The sequence below is a fragment of the Campylobacter sp. JMF_04 NA10 genome (assembly GCF_027737655.1).
Taxonomy (GTDB): domain Bacteria; phylum Campylobacterota; class Campylobacteria; order Campylobacterales; family Campylobacteraceae; genus Campylobacter_B.
Genome location: NZ_JAOVTZ010000001.1, coordinates 321,881 through 338,922, shown reverse-complemented (window position 1 = coordinate 338,922; position 17,042 = coordinate 321,881). Strand labels below are relative to the sequence as shown.

Sequence of the window (17,042 nt, the reverse complement as noted above, 5' to 3'; positions counted from 1 at the left end):
TTTTGGCTGTTATTTTTCAAGGTTTTTTTAAACTTAATTGGAAAATTTTAAAAAATTTTAAAAAAAGATTTACTATAATTAAAAGTTTTAAATTCATTTCGAAAGGATGTTTAATGAAAAAAGTTTTACTTGCACTAAGCTTGTGTGCATCAAGTGCATTACTTGCAACAGATGCGGATTATCACTGGGAGATTACTCCTACAATCGGTGGCATGACTCACGAAGGTAACATGGATTTGGATTCAAATTTCATGGCAGGTCTTCGCCTAGCTAAAAATCTTCAAGATTCATTTATCGATCAAATCGAGTTAGGTTTTGACTATTCTCGCGATATCGGTTTAGAGGACCTTGCTCACAGAAATGGTGGCAAAGAGCCAAACGCTAAATACTACCACATCAATTTGGTAAAAGATTTAGTAAATTTCACTGACAACTTCAAACTATATGGCTTAACTGGTGTTGGTTATATGGATTATAGCAAAGATGTATTCAATGACGGCGACCAAGACAGCGGTTTCTGGCAATATGGTCTAGGTATGAAATACTACATTACAAGAAACTTCGCTACAAAACTTGAAGCAAGAGACGCTATCAGATTCGAAGACGGCAACCATGTTCTATTCTACACACTTGGCTTCGCTGTTGATTTCGGTAAAAGATTTGCAGACGCTGCAACTGGCTGCGTAGATTCAGACAATGACGGCGTATGCGATGATATGGACAGATGCCCAGGCACAGCTGCTGGTGTAGTTGTAGATGAATACGGCTGCGAAAAAGTAATCAGACTAAACCTAGGCGTAAATTTCGCTACTGATAGTTCAAAAATTTCAGACGAATACATGAGCGAAATCAAAAATGTAAGCGACTACCTAAATGAGCACTCAGATTACAGCGTAATCCTAGAAGGCCACACAGATAGCACTGGTTCAGACGCTTACAATCAAAAACTATCTGAGAGAAGAGCAGCTGCTGTTGCTGGCGCATTGCAAAACTTCGGCGTTGATGCTGCTAGAATTTCTAGCGTAGGCTATGGCGAGTCTCAACCAATCGCTACAAACGCTACAAAAGAAGGCCGCGCTCAAAACAGACGCGTTGATGCTAAATTTAGAAAATAATCTTTCTAAAAATTTTAAGCGGGGCTTAGGCTCCGCTTTTTTTATTTACAAAAATGCAGAAATTTAACACTACAATTTTATTTGATTTAGACGGGACTTTGATAGATTCGACCTCTGCGATTTTGGAGGGTTTTGCTTATGCTTTTTCTAAAATGGGCGAGGCTTGCCCGGATGATGAAGCGATCAAAAAACTAATCGGCTATCCGCTAGATGAAATTTTCGCTGGACTTGGTGTAGTGGGCGATACGAGCGAATATGTAAGGCTCTATAAAGAAAAATATGTCAAAATTTATCTAGATCAAACCACGCTTTTGCAGAGTGCTTACGAAGCTGTGGAATTTGGTGCTAAATTTGCAAATTTAGGCGTGGTTACCACGAAAACATCGAAATTCTCGAAACTCTTGCTAGATAAACTTGGCGTTGGCGAGTTTTTTAGCGTGATAATCGGTAGAGAAGATGTAGAGCATGTCAAACCGCACGCCGAGCCTATCATAAACGCGATGAAGGGATTAGGTTTGCCTGTGGATAAAAGCGTTTTTATGGTGGGCGATACGAAGCTCGACGCACTAGCTGCGAGCAACGCCGGAGCGCGTAGCGTGGGTGTAATGTGTGGGTATGGCGATGAGGCGCAGCTTAGAAAGCACTGCGAGTTTGTCTGCGAAAACGCTTATGCGGCGGTGAGTTTAATCAAACAAAATTTATAATTCCCCTTGGGCTATCGTCTAATGGCAGGACAACGAACTCTGGATTCGTGAATATAGGTTCGACCCCTATTAGCCCATCCAAATTTTATTTCCACTAAATTTTCCAAAATTTTTATGAAATTCCTTTCAAAGCCCCTATTTTAGCATACTTTAAGATTTTTTTAAGGGGGGGGTATAATGATGAAATTTATCTGAGTTTGAAATTTGGATAAAATTTTTTTGAAAGGATTTTTATGAAATCAAATTTGGCTAAAATTTTCTTAGCAACTTCTTTGGCTTGCGCTTGCAGCTTCGCAGACGAGGGCGCATTTATCGGTATTGGTGGCGGATACAACTTCACTGGCGATGTAGATATCTCTGGCGTAGGCTCACTAGATAGCGTCAAACAAGGCGTAATCAGCGTCAAGGGTGGTTATGATTTCGGCGATTTTAGAGCTTACTCGCAATACAACTACAACACAAAATATTCAGAGGAAGTCTATATGGATAACACCCTCCTAGCCAAAGGCGAGCTTAGCGGACATGAGTTATTAGTAGGCGCGGACTACACGCCAGCGCTTAGCTCAAACCTAAAACTAGCCGTTGGCCCATATATGGGTCTTTCGCTACTAAAAGTCAGCCTAAGCGATGGCGAGTTTAGCGATAGCCAAACTCAAAAAGGCTTCATTATCGGCGGCCATGTGGGACTTATCATTGATAGCGAGATTGGTCAGTTCGAAGCAGGTATCAAGGCTGATAAATCATGGCACAACGGCACTAGCGATTGGCCAGATTTCGACAAATCTACATTTGGCGGATATGCTGGATACAACTACAAATTTAACTAAAACTTCTTGTAACCCTGAAATTTGGCGAATTTGCGTTCGCCAAATTTTGATAAATTTTATATTTTCGCAAATACTGCCTCGAATTTGTTCAATTTGTCATTGCGAGCCAAAAAAAGCGTCAAGACGCTTTTTGCACGGCGTGGCAATCTACGACTTTAAAATTCCTTATGCTAAATTTGCTGTCATTGCGAGAAAACGAAGTTTTCGAAGCAATCTAGGGAAATTTAAATTCAAAATTCAACCCAAATTTAGCATTGAACGATTTTTTAAATTTTAGGCGAAATTTTGCTTTTCTCGTAAGGGGAAGGGGGCTTGAATTACTCTGCTTCGCTTCGCTCGCAAGAAATGCCGGCTGTCGCCGTCGCTACGCTCATTTTGCGAGGTCGCGCCCCTTCCCCCTTACAAACCCCCAACCCCCGACGACGCTTTTAAGGTGGCTAAATTTAAAGCAAAGCTTTAAATTTAGCACTTTATTTTTCGGAAATGCTTCGCATTTCTTTGCAAAGATAGATTGAGTAAATTTTTGCCTTAAATTTCGCCAAAATTTATTTGATTTTTTCCTTGCCTTTGTATGTGGCGACGACCTTTGTGGTGCCATCTTTTTTGATTGCGATGACATCGTAAATCTCAGGCTCGGCGCCCACTTCCATACCCGGGCTTTCTAGTGGCATGGCAGGAACTGCGATTCCTACAATATCGCTTGGTTTTTGATTTAGGATTATGCGGATTTCGCCTGCTGGGACATGGCCTTCGACGACATAGCCATCAATCAGCGCAGTGTGGCAGCTAGCAAGCTCCAATGGGACTTTTTCGTCGTATTTTTTTTGGATAAAAGCTTCATCGTCTAGGTAGATATGTTTGGTCTCAAAGCCATTTTCGCGCAGATAAGCCGACCATTTGTGGCAACATTCGCAGGTTAGGCCCTGATAAATTTCGATGAAATTACCAGCGTGCAAATTCGCGCAAAATGCGCCGAAAAGCGCTGTGGAGAGTAAAATTTTATTCATTATAAATCCTTTGATTACAAAAATTGTGGCGATTATATGACAAAAGATTAAATTTTAAAAATTCCTTGCCAAATTCGGCAAGGAAGGTGGATTATAAGCATTTTGAGATTGCTGATGAGATCGCAGATTTAGGGACATAACCCTCAGAATCGCTAGTCAAAGAGACATCGCAACCTGGTTTGTAGTTTTTCCAAGTGTAGATATTGCCGTTGTTTGCGGTAGTGCGGATAGAATCTGGCTGTTTATTCCACGCTGAAATTACTTGGTTGATATGAAAAGCATCGCTTTTATCGACTACGGCATCGACTGCGCCTGCATCTGGTAGGTTTTCTTCGACCATTTCTACGGTGTCGTTTGAGACCTCTTGGACTTTGTCTGTCACGCCACTTATGCTTGGCTCATTTGCTGGGGCAGTGGTTTGAGAAGCGCTTTGAGTGCGTGCGCCGGTTGGTTGGTTGGCTATATTCCAGTTAGAACAGCCTGTGAAAATAGCGGATAAAAGGATTATCGCAGCTAATTTTTTCATCTAAATTCTCCTAAAATAAATTCAGGCTGATAGTATCACATTTATGTTTAGTTTAAAATTAAAACTGCAAATATCTTAAATTTTATTATGCGTTTCAGTAGGAATTTATGAAATTTAAGATAAAATCCCAAGTTTATTACCAAATCGGGCTATTAAATTTTGCAATGCAAATGCCCTTTTGGCTACCAAATTTTTAAGGAGCTTTGATGTATGCAATCATCAAACACGGCGGCAAGCAATATAGAGTAGAGGAGGGAAACTACCTAAATCTAGATCATTTTGCAGCAGAGCCAAAAAGTAAAGTCGAACTTAGCGAAGTTTTAGCGCTAAATGACGGCGAGTTAAAGGTAGGTGCGCCATTTGTTAAGGGTGCAAAGGTGGTTTTAGAGGTCGTTACAGAGGGTAAAGACAAAAAAGTCGTAATCTACAAAAAACGCAGAAGAAAAGACTCAAAATTAAAACGCGGTTTCAGACGCCAATACACTCGCGTCAAAGTTGTCGCAATCAACGCATAAAGGATAGCTAATGGCACACAAAAAAGGTCAAGGTTCAACCCAAAATAACCGTGATAGTATCGGACGCCGCTTAGGTGTGAAAAAATTCGGTGGCGAGTTTGTTAGAGCTGGCAATATCATCATCCGCCAAAGAGGCACTGCAACTCACCCAGGTAGCAATGTAGGTCTTGGCAACGATCACACAATCTTCGCTCTAATCGATGGCGTAGTAAAATTCGAGCGCAAAGACAAAAATCGCAAACAAGTATCAGTTTATCCTGTTGCGTAATTTTAGGGGCTTTTCGCCCCTTTTCTTCTTAAAATTTCCACTTTAAAAAGTATTTTTAACCGATTTGGCTATAATTGCCGTTTTTAAATTTAAGGATTGTTATGTTTATAGATAGTGCAAAATTTAGTGTAACTTCCGGCAAGGGCGGAGCAGGGTGCGTAAGTTTTAGACGCGAAAAATTTGTCATTTTAGGCGGACCTGACGGCGGAGACGGCGGAGCAGGTGGCGATGTATTTTTTAAAGTAGATAAAAACTCTCACACTCTCTCATTTTACAAAGGCAAACGCGCTTTTAAGGCTAGCAACGGCGCACCTGGCGAGGGTCGCAAAAAAACTGGCAAAAGTGGCGAGGATCTATATCTCATAGTGCCACCTGGAACGGCGGTGTATGACGATGATAGTGGCGAGCTTTTGCTTGATTTGACGATTGACGGGCAAACAGAGCTGTTTTTAAAGGGCGGCAAAGGGGGCCTTGGAAATGTGCATTTTAAAAATTCCGTAAATCAGCGCCCTGAATACGCTCAACCAGGGCTTCCTGGCGAGGCTAAAAATGTGCGATTAGAGCTAAAACTCATCGCAGATGTCGGACTTGTAGGCTTTCCAAATGTCGGCAAATCCACGCTAATCTCTGTCGTTTCAAACGCCAAACCCGAAATCGCAAACTACGAATTTACCACAATCACGCCAAAGCTTGGCATGGTTAGCGTAGATGAGTTTAGCAATTTCGTGATCGCCGATATCCCTGGTATCATCGAGGGGGCGAGCGACGGCAAGGGGCTTGGGCTAAAATTTTTGCGCCATATCGAGCGCACTAAAATTTTGCTTTTTATGCTTGATCTTGCAAATTATCGAAGCCTAGGCGAGCAATACCGCGCACTTCGCGCCGAGCTTGAAAAATTCTCGCCAGATCTCGCAAAGCGCGCCTTTGCGATTGCGCTTACGAAATTTGATGCATGCGAAAATTTTGATGAAAAATGCGATGAATTTTTGCGCGAATTTGGATATGAAAAAAGGCAAGATTACGAAATGTTTGGCAAGCTTGATGAGAGCAAACCAGCCTTTGTTATGGGGATTTCGAGTGTTGTGGGCGCAGGTATAAACGAGCTAAAATTTGAGCTATTTAAACTTGTGAAAAAAGAGGAAAAATGAAAATAGTTTTTATGGGCACGCCAGAGTATGCTACGACGATTTTAAGGGCATTGGTGGCTAAATTTGAGATTGTGGGGATATTTTGTCAGCCAGATCGCCCTGTGGGTAGAAAACAAATTTTAACCCCGCCAAGCGTGAAAATCTGGGCGCAGGAAAATTTAAAAAGCGTGCCAATTTTTCAGCCAAATAGATTGCGCGAGGGTGATAATGAGCGCATTATCAGGGAGCTTGCGCCCGAATTTATCGTCGTGGCAGCGTATGGTCAAATTTTGCCAGAAGGGATTTTAGAGATTGCGCCGTGTATAAATTTACATGCTTCTATTTTGCCAAAATTCCGTGGCGCTAGCCCTATCCAAAGCGCGATTTTGGCTGGCGAAGCACAAACTGGCGTAACTGCGATGCTCATGGACGAGGGGCTAGATACTGGCGATATGCTGGGTTTTGCCCGCACTTCGTGCGAGGGCAAAATGGCTAGCGAGCTTTTTAGTGAGCTTGGCGAGCTAGCAGGTGAGCTCATTGTCAAAGTTTTGCAAAATTTCACCCAAATTTCGCCGATTAAACAAAATTCCGCCCTTGCTTCGCATTGCAAAAAAATCCTTAAATCAGACGGCCTTGTGGATTTTAGTGAGAGTGCAAGCGAGATTTATAATAAATTTCGCGCTCTAACTCCGTGGCCTGGAATTTACACTGCCTCGGGGCTTAAAATTTTAAATTTAGAGTTAGCGCAGGATTTCAAAGACAAAGAATTTGATAAATTTGGCCAAATTTTAAGTATCCAAAAAGACGGATTTTGCCTTTCTTGCAAAAGGGGAGCGATTAAAATCACAGCCTTGCAAGAACCAAGCAAAAAGCCCATAAGTGCGAGTGATTTTATAAATGGCAAACGCCTGGGCGTAGGCGAGTTTTTATGCAGATAGAATTTGCTGGGATTTTGCCCTCGACGCAAAGTGAATTAATCGAAAGATTGAAAAACGCAAGCGCCACTGCGCCCTTTTGTTTAGTGGCGCAGGCGCAAAGTAGCGGTGTGGGCTCGCGCGGAAATGGCTGGGAGAGTGCAAGCGGAAATTTGGCGTTTTCGTTTTGCGTGGAGATTAGCGATTTGCCCCAGGGTGTGCCGCTGCAATCGAGCAGCATTTATTTTGCGATGATAATGAGAGAATTTCTCGCTTCGCGCGGTTCTGAAATTTGGCTTAAATGGCCAAATGATTTTTACATAAATGATCGCAAAATCGGCGGAATTTTGACTAACAAAATCAAAAACACCCTAGTTTGTGGCATAGGTATAAATCTAGTAAGCGCGCCCGAATTTGCGGGTATATTAGACATAAAAATCACTCCAAAAGACGCTGTGGAGGGGTTTTTAAATTTATACAAAAATAAAATCTCGTGGAAGCAAATTTTTAGTAAATTTTCGTTACAATTTCGCCTGTCTCAAAATTTTTGCGCTCATATCGAGGGCGAAAAGGTCCCACTCTCGCAAGCGAGGCTCTGCGACGACGGGGCGATAATAATAAATAAAAAGAGGATTTATAGTTTAAGATGAGCGAGATAATAACGATTGCAAACCAAAAAGGCGGTGTAGGCAAGACAACCACAGCGATAAATTTGAGCGCGTCGCTTGCGATGAAAAAAAAGCGAGTGCTTCTAATCGATGTCGATCCTCAGGCAAACGCCACGACTGGGCTTGGGTTTAACAGAAGCGATTTTGAGTTTAATATCTACCATGTCTTAACTGGTCGCAAAAAACTCTCCGAAGTCATACAAAAAACACAAATGGAGTATATGGATCTAGCCCCTTCAAATATCGGTTTGGTGGGTATCGAGCGCGAAAGTGCTGACGAGGCTGATTTCAAACTAATCCTAAAAAACAAAATCGAAGAGATAAAAGATATATATGATTATATCATTATTGATTCGCCACCTACGCTTGGCAGTATCACGGTAAATGCCCTAGCAGCTAGCAATAGCGTGATAATCCCGATTCAGTGCGAATTTTACGCATTAGAGGGCGTCGCACTCGTGCTAAATACCATAAAGATCGTCAAACAAACCATAAATAAAAATTTGCAAATCAGGGGCTTTTTGCCGACAATGTATTCTGCGCAAAACAACCTTGCTAAGGAAACCGTGGCGAATTTGCAAGAGTATTTTGGCGAAAAGCTATTTTACATCGGCAAGGACAAAAACCTTGTCGTAATCCCACGCAATGTAAAACTCGCCGAAAGCCCAAGCTTTGGCAAACCGGTAATTTTATATGATAAAAAATCGGCTGGTTCGCTAGCGTATCAGGATTTAGCAAAAGCAGTAATGGAGAAAAGATGAGCAAGGTCAAAAAAAGTGTGCTAGGACGGGGTTTAGGTAGTATTTTAGAAGATGTCGAAAAGGCATACACAAAAGAGCTAGAAGATGGACAATCTGAAAATTTAGTCATCGAAATCGATGTGGATAAAATTTCGCCAAATCCATATCAACCAAGGCTAAATTTCAACGAAGAAGCACTTCGCGAACTAAGCGAGAGTATCCTTAGACACGGCCTTATCCAGCCAATCGTAGTCATCGAAAAAAATGGCGCCTATGTCCTAATCGCCGGCGAGAGAAGACTAAGAGCAACCAAGCTAGCAGGTCTAGGCAAAATCAAAGCCGTCGTAGCGGACCTTGGCTCGCAAAATATGCGCGAACTAGCCCTAATCGAAAATATCCAAAGGGAGAATTTAAACCCAATCGAGCTAGCCAAATCATACCGCGAACTAATCGAAGAGTATAAAATCACACAAGAAGAGTTAGCCGATATCATTAAAAAATCCCGCACGCAAATCACAAACACTATGCGTTTGTTAAATTTATCAGCCCCGCTCCAAGATGCTTTGCGCACGGAAAAAATCAGCCAAGGCCATGCTAAGGTCATCGTAGGTCTTAGCGAAGATGAGCAAATTTTGGTTTTAAATACAATCACTGGGCAAAAACTCAGCGTCAGAGAGACCGAGGATTTGATCAAAAAGCTAAAAAGCAAAGAAAATGTCAAAACTGCAAACAACCATAAAGAATTCCAAACCTTTAAGCCAGAACTTATGAAACTGAAAGAAAAATTAAACAAATTTGGAAAAATCAGCGTGAAAGATAAGAAAATTCTCATAGAATTTAGCGAAATTTCACAAATTTCAGACTTTATGAAACAAATAGGTTAAAATTATATTAAATTTTAATCTTAATTATTGTAATATCCCAAGTTTATATAAAATTTAGCCAAGGAGGTGTAATGCTAGAAATTAGTGTATCTGCAATGCTGACGACAATCATTGTGTTTTTAGCGCTAATAGCATTTTTAAATACCAAGCTTTACAAACCGCTTCTTGCGCACATGGAAGCGCGCGAAAAAGCGATTAGAGAAGATGAGGAAAATGCTAGAAAAAACGCACAAGATGTCGATTCTAACAAAGCAGAGATAGCAAAGGTTCTTGACGCTGCGAGGGTCGAGGCAAGTAAAATTAAGCAAGAAGCGGTAGATAGCGCAAAAGAGGTTGCTAGCAAAGAAATTGCTGAGCAAAAAGCTAAATTAGAGGCCGATTTTGCGAAATTTAGCGAAAGCTTAAACGAGCAAAAAGCAAGCTTAAAAAGTGATTTGAGTGCGAAAATCCCTGATTTCAAAGACGAAATCAAATCTGCACTTTTAAAAATTTAAGGAGTCGGCGTGAAAAAATATCTAATTTTCCTTATTTTGCCACTTATCTCGCTAGCTAGCGGACATGACGGCCCCAAAGACTACGATATAGTATGGAGAACGATAAATTTCGTATTGTTTTTCGGCATTTTATATTACCTTCTAAAAGGCCCTGCAAAAGACGCTTTCAAAGCCAGAATCGATAGTATCGCTAAACGCCTTGAAACAAATCAAAGAATTTTAAAAGAATCAAATGAGAAAAAAGAACAAGCAAAAAAAGATTTAGAAGAGGCAAAAGCCCAAGGCGCATCGTTAATCGAAACTGCTAAAAAAGAGGCTGTTTTTGCGGCTGATAAAGTAAAAGCAATGAGCGAGCAAGAGATTAAAAATTTAAACAAATCTTTCGCTGAGCAAAAAGATTTCGAAACACGCCGTATCGAAAAAGAGGTCGTAAATGAAATCTTAGATGAGGTTTTTGCAAAAGATACTATGGAATTCAAGCAAGACAAGCTTCTTGATATCATTGAGAAAAAGGCTGTGTGATGATAGATAATACGGCGAAAAAATATGTAAGCGCACTGATTAAAACTTATAAAAAAGACGAATTAGGCGCTGTTTTAGGCACATTGGAGACTATCTCATCTGCGTTTAAGGTTTCAAAATTTGGCGATATTATAAAATCCCCAACAATCAAAGACGCTGATAAAGTGAATTTAATACTTTCTTTTATCAAAGATCCAAGCGATAAAATCGTAAATTTCATCAAATTTCTTGCCAAAAACAGAAGAATTGGTTTGATTCCTCAAATCACAGATGATTTGCGTAAAAATATCTCTGCTATGGATAACAAATTCCACGGCAAAATTTACTCAAATCAAGATATTAGCGAGGATAAAATCAAAGATTTGCAAGGCAAAATTTCAAAGAAATTTAACGCCGAAATTTTACTCGAACTAGTCAAATGCGACTATGAGGGTATCAAAATCGAGGTCGAGGATTTGGGATTTGAGATTAGTTTTTCAATCGATAGATTGAAACAAAAAATGAGTGAATATATTTTAAAAGCAATTTAATAAGGAGTAAAGTGTGGGTGCGAAAATTAAAGCAGACGAAATTAGTAGCATAATTAAAGAGCGAATTGAAAGCTTTGATCTTAGCGTTGATGTCGAAGAGACAGGTAAGGTTGTATCTGTTGCTGACGGTGTCGCTAATGTTTATGGCCTAAAAAATGTTATGGCTAATGAAATGGTTGAGTTCGAAAACGGCTCTCGCGGTATTGCGCTGAATTTAGAAGAAAGCAGTGTCGGTGTCGTTATTTTGGGCGATACAAGCGGTATCAATGAAGGAAGTAGCGCAAAAAGACTTGGCAAACTTTTGCGTGTTCCAGTAGGCGATGCGCTAATCGGACGCGTTGTAAATGCCCTTGGCGAGCCGATTGACGGCAAAGGCCCAATCGATACAAATACAACAAGATTCGTTGAAGAAAAAGCAAAAGGCATTATGGCTAGAAAATCAGTTCATGAGCCACTTCAAACAGGTCTTAAAGCGATTGACGCCCTTGTTCCAATCGGTAGAGGTCAAAGAGAGCTAATCATCGGCGATAGACAAACAGGTAAAACAACCGTTGCAGTTGATACTATCATCAACCAAAAAGGTCAAGATGTCGTTTGTATCTATGTCGCTATCGGTCAAAAACAATCAACCGTAGCACAAGTTGTTAAAAAACTAGAAGAATACGGCGCTATGGAATACACTATCGTAGTTTCAGCTGGTGCTAGCGAGGCCGCTGCGCTTCAATACCTAGCCCCATATTCAGGCTGCACAATGGGCGAGTATTTCAGAGATAACTCACGCCATGCTTTGATTATTTATGATGATTTAAGCAAACACGCTGTTGCATACCGCGAAATGTCTTTGATTTTAAGAAGACCACCGGGTCGCGAGGCTTATCCGGGCGATGTTTTCTATCTTCACTCTCGCTTACTTGAAAGAGCTAGTAAGCTAAGTGACGCTTTGGGTGCTGGTAGCTTAACAGCGCTTCCTATCATCGAAACACAAGCAGGCGATGTTTCAGCATATATCCCTACAAATGTTATTTCGATTACTGATGGTCAAATTTTCCTTGAATCAGGTCTATTTAACTCAGGTATCCGCCCTGCGATTAATGTCGGTCTCTCAGTTAGCCGTGTCGGTGGTTCAGCACAAATCAAAGCGATTAAAAAAGTTTCAGGCACACTTCGCCTAGATCTTGCTCAATACCGCGAACTTCAAGCATTTGCACAATTTGCAAGCGATTTGGACGAAAGCAGTAGAAAACAACTAGACCGCGGTCAAAGAATGGTTGAAATCCTAAAACAACCACCTTACAGCCCGCTTCCAGTTGAAAATCAAATCGTCATTATTTTTGCAGGTAGCAAGGGATATTTAGACGATATCGCACCAAGCGCAATCGGCAAATTTGAAGCTGAGCTTTATCCATTTATCGAGGCTAAATACCCTGAAATTTTCGAGCAAATCAGAACCAAAAAGACTTTGGAAAAAGATTTAGAAGAAAATTTGGCAAAAGCATTAAATGACTTTAAAGCGACATTTTCGGCATAATAAGGCTAAAAAATGGCAAATTTAAAAGATATTAAGTTAAAGATAAAAAGCGTAAAAAATACAGAAAAAACAACAAAAGCTATGAAGCTTGTTTCTAATGTAAAGCTTAAAAATACCAAAGAAGCTGCTATGCGCTCTCGTGCTTATGCTGTGAAGATCAACGATGTTCTTGGCGAAATTTCAGCACGAATCAAAGACTATGTAGCCGCTAGCGTAGGTGATGATGATAAGCTAAAAATTTTTAACACAAGCAGAGAAGTCAAAGTTGTTGATTTGCTTTTTATCACAGCAGATAAGGGACTTTGCGGTGGTTTTAATATCAATACCATTAAACAAGTAAAAGCCCTAATCGAAGAGTATAAAGCGAAAAATGTAAAAGTTCGCCTAAGAGCTGTGGGTAAAAAAGGTATCGAGTATTTTAACTTCCAAGGTGTCGAGCTTTTAGAAAGATATGTTGGCGTGAGCTCATCGCCAAATCCTGAGAAGGCTAATGATATCGTAAATGCTGCGGTTGCTGATTTTAGAGAGGGCAAAACTGATAAAATCGTTCTTATCCACAATGGATATTTGAATATGATTTCGCAAGAAATGAGAGTTTCTACCCTCGTGCCTATCGGACAGCCGGAGATCGATGAGAGTGCTTTTAAAACTGGTTCTGTAATGGAAGTAGAAGTTCAGTATCCAGAAGATGAAGAAATTTTGATGATGAATTTGGTGCAAAGCTATTTGAGTTATAGTATGTATTATGCTCTGATAGATTCACTTGCAGCAGAACATTGTTCTAGAATGAATGCTATGGAAAACGCGACAAACAACGCAAAAGAGCGTGTCGCTCAGCTAAATTTGGCATATAATAAAGCTAGACAAAGTTCTATTACTACTGAGCTGATAGAGATTATCAGCGGTGTAGAATCAATGAAATAATAAATGAAAGGAGAATTAATGAAGGGAATAATTTCTCAGGTAATGGGTCCTGTCGTTGATGTAGATTTCAATGACTACTTACCTAAAATTAACGAAGCTATCGAAGTCAAATACGATGTCGAAGGCGAATCAAAAAGATTAATTTTAGAAGTTGCAGCTCACTTAGGTGATAACCGCGTAAGAACAATCGCTATGGATATGAGTGATGGTTTGCGCCGTGGTTTGGAGGCCGTGGCACTTGGTGCGCCTATTAGCGTTCCAGTTGGCGAAAAAGTTTTAGGTAGAATTTTCAATGTTACAGGCGATTTGATTGACGAAGGCGAAGAGGAAAATTTCGAAACTCGCTGGTCAATCCACAGAGATCCACCAAGCTTTGAAAACCAAAGCACAAAAAGCGAAATTTTCGAAACCGGTATTAAAGTTGTTGATTTACTAGCTCCTTATGCAAAAGGTGGAAAAGTTGGTCTATTTGGCGGTGCCGGTGTTGGTAAAACCGTTATTATTATGGAGCTAATCCACAATGTTGCCTTCAAACACAGCGGTTATTCTGTATTTGCTGGCGTTGGCGAGCGAACAAGAGAGGGAAATGACCTTTATAACGAAATGAAGGAATCGGGCGTTTTGGATAAAGTTGCCTTAACTTATGGTCAAATGAACGAACCACCGGGAGCAAGAAACCGTATCGCTTTGACTGGTCTTACAATGGCTGAGTATTTCCGTGATGAGCTAGGACTAGATGTTTTGATGTTTATCGATAACATTTTTAGATTTTCTCAATCAGGTTCAGAGATGTCAGCGCTTCTAGGACGAATTCCAAGTGCCGTTGGTTACCAACCGACTTTGGCAAGCGAAATGGGAAAACTTCAAGAGAGAATTACATCGACTAAAAAAGGCTCAATTACATCAGTTCAAGCTGTTTATGTTCCTGCTGATGACTTAACTGACCCTGCTCCTGCAACGGTTTTTGCTCACCTTGATGCGACAACTGTTCTAAACAGAGCGATTGCAGAAAAAGGAATTTATCCTGCGGTTGATCCACTTGATTCAACTTCGAGAATGCTTGATCCTCAAATCATCGGCGAAGAGCATTACAAGGTAGCTCGTGGCGTTCAAGCTGTGCTTCAAAAATATAAAGATTTGCAAGATATTATCGCAATTTTGGGTATGGACGAGCTTAGCGAAGAGGATAAACTTGTGGTCGATAGAGCTAGAAAGGTCGAGCGTTATCTTTCACAACCTTTCTTTGTCGCCGAAGTTTTCACAGGAAGCCCTGGTAAATATATCAGCCTTGAAGAGACTATCGCAGGATTTAAGGGAATTTTAGAGGGTAAATATGATGATTTACCTGAAAATGCTTTCTATATGGTAGGAAATATTGACGAGGTAGTGGCAAAAGCCGAAAAAATGAAGGCATAGGAATCTGCTATGAATAAATTTTTACTATTAGAAATCGTTACGCCAGAGGGTTTGGTATTCTCTGGCGAAGTTGCGTCTGTCCAACTTCCAGGCCAAACTGGCGAACTTGGCGTTTTGCCTGGACACTCTACCTTGCTGACTGGTCTGAAAAACGGCAACGAGGGTGGTATCGTTGAGATTGTAGATAAAGAGGGCAAAAAACAATTAGTCATAGTAAATGGTGGATTTTTAAAAGTCGATGAGGAAAAAACCACTATTTTGGCAACTCAGGCTGTGGCGATAGGTGGCGATAGCGAAAATGCTGTCGCAAAATCGTTGCAAAAAGCCAAAGAATTGCTAAATTCTATCAGCACAGATACTATGGCTACCTCTGCTATCATGGCCAGAGTTGATGAATTTGCAAGGCAAAAATAAGTATGTTGGATCTTATTTTAAGTTATTTTACAAGAAGCACATTTATTACGATATTTGTGCTTTCTTGGCTTTCGATATATTTTATAGTTACATTTACCATTTTAATTTCGCGCTACGCAGGGCTTAGTGCATGGCAAGTCAAAGAAACAAAGGCGCTAGAATCGCTTTTAATGGGTGGCAAGATTGCACTTTCTGGGTCGATTTTTCAAAAAATTACTCCCGAGCGAACTACCAAAGAGGCCCTAAATGTCTATAAAAGCAAGGCTGAGCGCGACGCTACTAGTGGGCTGACTTGGCTTTCTATCATCGCTTCGACATCGCCATTTATAGGGCTTTTTGGAACGGTTGTTAGTATTTTGGATACATTTTCAAAGCTAGGGGGCGGAAATTCGGGAATAGATACTATCGCACCGGCTATTAGCGAGGCTTTGGTTGCGACAGGTTGTGGAATTTTCGTCGCTATTCCTGCATATACTTTTGCTTTACTTATTAAGCGCAAAGCTTATGAGGTTACAAGCATTATAAACCGCACATCTGATATCTTGCTTCATAAAGCAGGCGCAAAGTAGAGTTGTATGTATAATTTCGATGAAAATCCTGAATTAAATATAACTCCGCTTGTCGATATTATGCTGGTTTTGCTTGCCATTTTAATGGTGGCGCAAACCGCGATTATTTATGATGAGAGAATCGAGCTTCCAAGCGGTTCGAAATCGGCTTCATCGCAAAATACAGCCGAATTTATGCTCGTGCGCGTGGATGCAGATAGTAAAATTTATATCGACACTAGCACTATGAGTTTGGCTGAATTTCCAGATAATTTGCAACTCATCAAAAGCAGTGGCAAATACGCTGTGGATAAGCCAGTTTATATCCAAGCCGATAAAAAAATCATTTATGATAATGTAATGTTTGTTTTAAAGACGCTAAAACAAGCTGGTTTTAATAAGGTTGTGCTTCAAACAAATGGCTAGATATTCAAATTTCACCGGGGTTAGATATGATAATTTCAGATCATTTCTAATCGCTTTGGCTCTATATTTTAGCTTGCTTGCTATTTTTCTTTATCAAATTTCAGAATATAAAAACAAAGCGAAAAAATACACCGATGATTTGGGCGCGATTATGGATATCGCAATTCCAATAGATTTTGACGATTCACCGATACCAACAGCCCCAAATATTGCCGAAGAGGACAAAGAGGGCGACCAACACGAGCAAGAAGAAAAGCCAGTCGAAGAAGAAACCCTAAAAACTACGACTGAGGTTACTGCTCCACCTCCACCGCCTGCGCCAAAACCAGAGCCAGCAAAAGAGGAAGTAAAAAAAGAGGAGCCAAAACCAGAGCCTGAGCCAGAACCAATCCCGGAGAAAAAGCCAGAAGAGCCAAAGCCAAAAGAGGAGGCTAAAAAAGAGCCTGAGCCAAATTTGAACGATCTGTTTTCTGATACTACCAAAGATAACAAAAAGCTAAGCGAGAGTGTTTCTAAAAATGACGCCGTGCAAAGTAGCAAAAAATCAGATAAACAAACCCAAACCAAGGCGAAAAATCAGGCGACTTCGCGCAACGCGTTAGTAAAATCAAATGTCGTTACCGGCAAAACCCAGCTTACTGGCGAATACGACGCATACCGTGGCAAGATAAATAAAATCCTCCAACGCCTTTGGAGCAAATACGCAACCACTGTCAATGACGATTCTACCGTCGTTGTAACCTTTGGCGGGGACGGCAGGATTAGCGATTATCAGATCAAAAGACTTGGAGCAAATACCGAATTTAACCAAAAACTAAGAGATTTCCTAGGAAATTTGGAAATGCAAAATTTCCCAAAATCGCCTGACGGAAAGCCTTTTATTTATGAGATAAATTTAAACGATGTAGTTAGAAATAAATTTTAATTTACAAATTTTTACTACAA

General features: G+C 40.5%; 22 protein-coding genes and 1 tRNA gene. 21 read left to right on the top strand and 2 right to left on the bottom strand.

Going from position 1 to position 17,042, the window contains the following annotated elements; genetic code table 11:
• Positions 1-113: 113 nt before the first annotated feature.
• From OFO12_RS01775 to OFO12_RS01760, 4 genes are all read left to right on the top strand, one after another.
• Complete coding sequence (locus tag OFO12_RS01775; protein ID WP_270865880.1) at positions 114-1,115, top strand: OmpA family protein; 1,002 nt, start codon at positions 114-116, stop codon at positions 1,113-1,115.
• Positions 1,116-1,168: 53 nt separating this feature from the next.
• On the top strand, positions 1,169-1,819 hold the full coding sequence (locus tag OFO12_RS01770; protein ID WP_270858387.1) for an HAD family hydrolase: 651 nt from the start codon (positions 1,169-1,171) through the stop codon (positions 1,817-1,819).
• A 7-nt stretch (positions 1,820-1,826) separates the two neighbouring features.
• Positions 1,827-1,900 (top strand) — tRNA-Gln (locus OFO12_RS01765).
• Between the two features lie 152 nt (positions 1,901-2,052).
• Complete coding sequence (locus OFO12_RS01760; protein ID WP_270862183.1) at positions 2,053-2,646, top strand: hypothetical protein; 594 nt, start codon at positions 2,053-2,055, stop codon at positions 2,644-2,646.
• Between the two features lie 545 nt (positions 2,647-3,191).
• Here OFO12_RS01760 and OFO12_RS01755 read toward each other — a convergent pair.
• Entirely contained in the window at positions 3,192-3,653 is a 462-nt protein-coding gene (locus OFO12_RS01755; protein ID WP_270858385.1) for a DUF411 domain-containing protein, read from the bottom strand.
• Positions 3,654-3,744: 91 nt separating this feature from the next.
• A complete protein-coding gene (locus tag OFO12_RS01750) occupies positions 3,745-4,179 on the bottom strand; it encodes a hypothetical protein (RefSeq protein ID WP_270869249.1) in 435 nt (144 codons plus the stop codon).
• A gap of 206 nt (positions 4,180-4,385) precedes the next feature.
• On the opposite strand from OFO12_RS01750, the gene rplU reads away from it, so the two are divergent.
• The 17 genes from rplU to OFO12_RS01665 all read left to right on the top strand — a co-directional run bounded on the left by rplU (position 4,386) and on the right by OFO12_RS01665 (position 17,022).
• Complete coding sequence (rplU, locus tag OFO12_RS01745) at positions 4,386-4,694, top strand: 50S ribosomal protein L21 (protein WP_270858383.1); 309 nt, start codon at positions 4,386-4,388, stop codon at positions 4,692-4,694.
• Between the two features lie 10 nt (positions 4,695-4,704).
• Entirely contained in the window at positions 4,705-4,962 is a 258-nt protein-coding gene (rpmA, locus tag OFO12_RS01740) for a 50S ribosomal protein L27 (RefSeq protein WP_270858382.1), read from the top strand.
• A 101-nt stretch (positions 4,963-5,063) separates the two neighbouring features.
• Positions 5,064-6,110: a GTPase ObgE gene (gene obgE, locus OFO12_RS01735; protein ID WP_270869248.1), complete on the top strand. Its 1,047-nt coding sequence runs from the start codon at positions 5,064-5,066 to the stop codon at positions 6,108-6,110.
• Complete coding sequence (fmt, locus tag OFO12_RS01730) at positions 6,107-7,027, top strand: methionyl-tRNA formyltransferase (protein ID WP_270869247.1); 921 nt, start codon at positions 6,107-6,109, stop codon at positions 7,025-7,027. The genes obgE and fmt overlap by 4 nt, the downstream gene beginning before the upstream one ends.
• Positions 7,018-7,653, top strand: coding sequence for a biotin--[acetyl-CoA-carboxylase] ligase (locus OFO12_RS01725; protein WP_270869246.1), 636 nt, complete (start codon positions 7,018-7,020; stop codon positions 7,651-7,653). The genes fmt and OFO12_RS01725 overlap by 10 nt, the downstream gene beginning before the upstream one ends.
• The gene (locus OFO12_RS01720; protein ID WP_270858378.1) at positions 7,650-8,432 is read left to right on the top strand and encodes a ParA family protein; all 783 of its coding nucleotides are present in this window, start codon (positions 7,650-7,652) and stop codon (positions 8,430-8,432) included. Before OFO12_RS01725 ends, OFO12_RS01720 begins: the two co-directional genes overlap by 4 nt.
• Positions 8,429-9,295 (top strand): ParB/RepB/Spo0J family partition protein, encoded by an 867-nt coding sequence (locus OFO12_RS01715; protein WP_270864843.1) that lies wholly within the window; start codon positions 8,429-8,431, stop codon positions 9,293-9,295. Before OFO12_RS01720 ends, OFO12_RS01715 begins: the two co-directional genes overlap by 4 nt.
• 71 nt (positions 9,296-9,366) lie before the next feature.
• Positions 9,367-9,789, top strand: a complete 423-nt coding sequence (locus OFO12_RS01710) for a F0F1 ATP synthase subunit B family protein (protein WP_270869245.1) — start codon at positions 9,367-9,369, stop codon at positions 9,787-9,789.
• Positions 9,790-9,798: 9 nt separating this feature from the next.
• Positions 9,799-10,311 (top strand): F0F1 ATP synthase subunit B, encoded by a 513-nt coding sequence (locus OFO12_RS01705; RefSeq protein WP_270858375.1) that lies wholly within the window; start codon positions 9,799-9,801, stop codon positions 10,309-10,311.
• Positions 10,311-10,841, top strand: coding sequence for a F0F1 ATP synthase subunit delta (locus tag OFO12_RS01700; protein WP_270858374.1), 531 nt, complete (start codon positions 10,311-10,313; stop codon positions 10,839-10,841). The genes OFO12_RS01705 and OFO12_RS01700 overlap by 1 nt, the downstream gene beginning before the upstream one ends.
• A gap of 13 nt (positions 10,842-10,854) precedes the next feature.
• Entirely contained in the window at positions 10,855-12,369 is a 1,515-nt protein-coding gene (atpA, locus tag OFO12_RS01695; RefSeq protein WP_270869244.1) for a F0F1 ATP synthase subunit alpha, read from the top strand.
• A gap of 12 nt (positions 12,370-12,381) precedes the next feature.
• Positions 12,382-13,293 (top strand): ATP synthase F1 subunit gamma, encoded by a 912-nt coding sequence (atpG, locus tag OFO12_RS01690; RefSeq protein WP_270858372.1) that lies wholly within the window; start codon positions 12,382-12,384, stop codon positions 13,291-13,293.
• A gap of 18 nt (positions 13,294-13,311) precedes the next feature.
• Complete coding sequence (gene atpD / locus OFO12_RS01685; protein ID WP_270858371.1) at positions 13,312-14,709, top strand: F0F1 ATP synthase subunit beta; 1,398 nt, start codon at positions 13,312-13,314, stop codon at positions 14,707-14,709.
• Between the two features lie 9 nt (positions 14,710-14,718).
• Positions 14,719-15,123 (top strand): ATP synthase F1 subunit epsilon, encoded by a 405-nt coding sequence (gene atpC, locus OFO12_RS01680; protein WP_270858370.1) that lies wholly within the window; start codon positions 14,719-14,721, stop codon positions 15,121-15,123.
• A 2-nt stretch (positions 15,124-15,125) separates the two neighbouring features.
• The gene (locus OFO12_RS01675) at positions 15,126-15,692 is read left to right on the top strand and encodes a MotA/TolQ/ExbB proton channel family protein (RefSeq protein WP_270862173.1); all 567 of its coding nucleotides are present in this window, start codon (positions 15,126-15,128) and stop codon (positions 15,690-15,692) included.
• Positions 15,693-15,698: 6 nt separating this feature from the next.
• Complete coding sequence (locus OFO12_RS01670; protein ID WP_270858368.1) at positions 15,699-16,097, top strand: ExbD/TolR family protein; 399 nt, start codon at positions 15,699-15,701, stop codon at positions 16,095-16,097.
• On the top strand, positions 16,090-17,022 hold the full coding sequence (locus OFO12_RS01665; RefSeq protein WP_270869243.1) for a TonB C-terminal domain-containing protein: 933 nt from the start codon (positions 16,090-16,092) through the stop codon (positions 17,020-17,022). Before OFO12_RS01670 ends, OFO12_RS01665 begins: the two co-directional genes overlap by 8 nt.
• Positions 17,023-17,042: the final 20 nt, after the last annotated feature.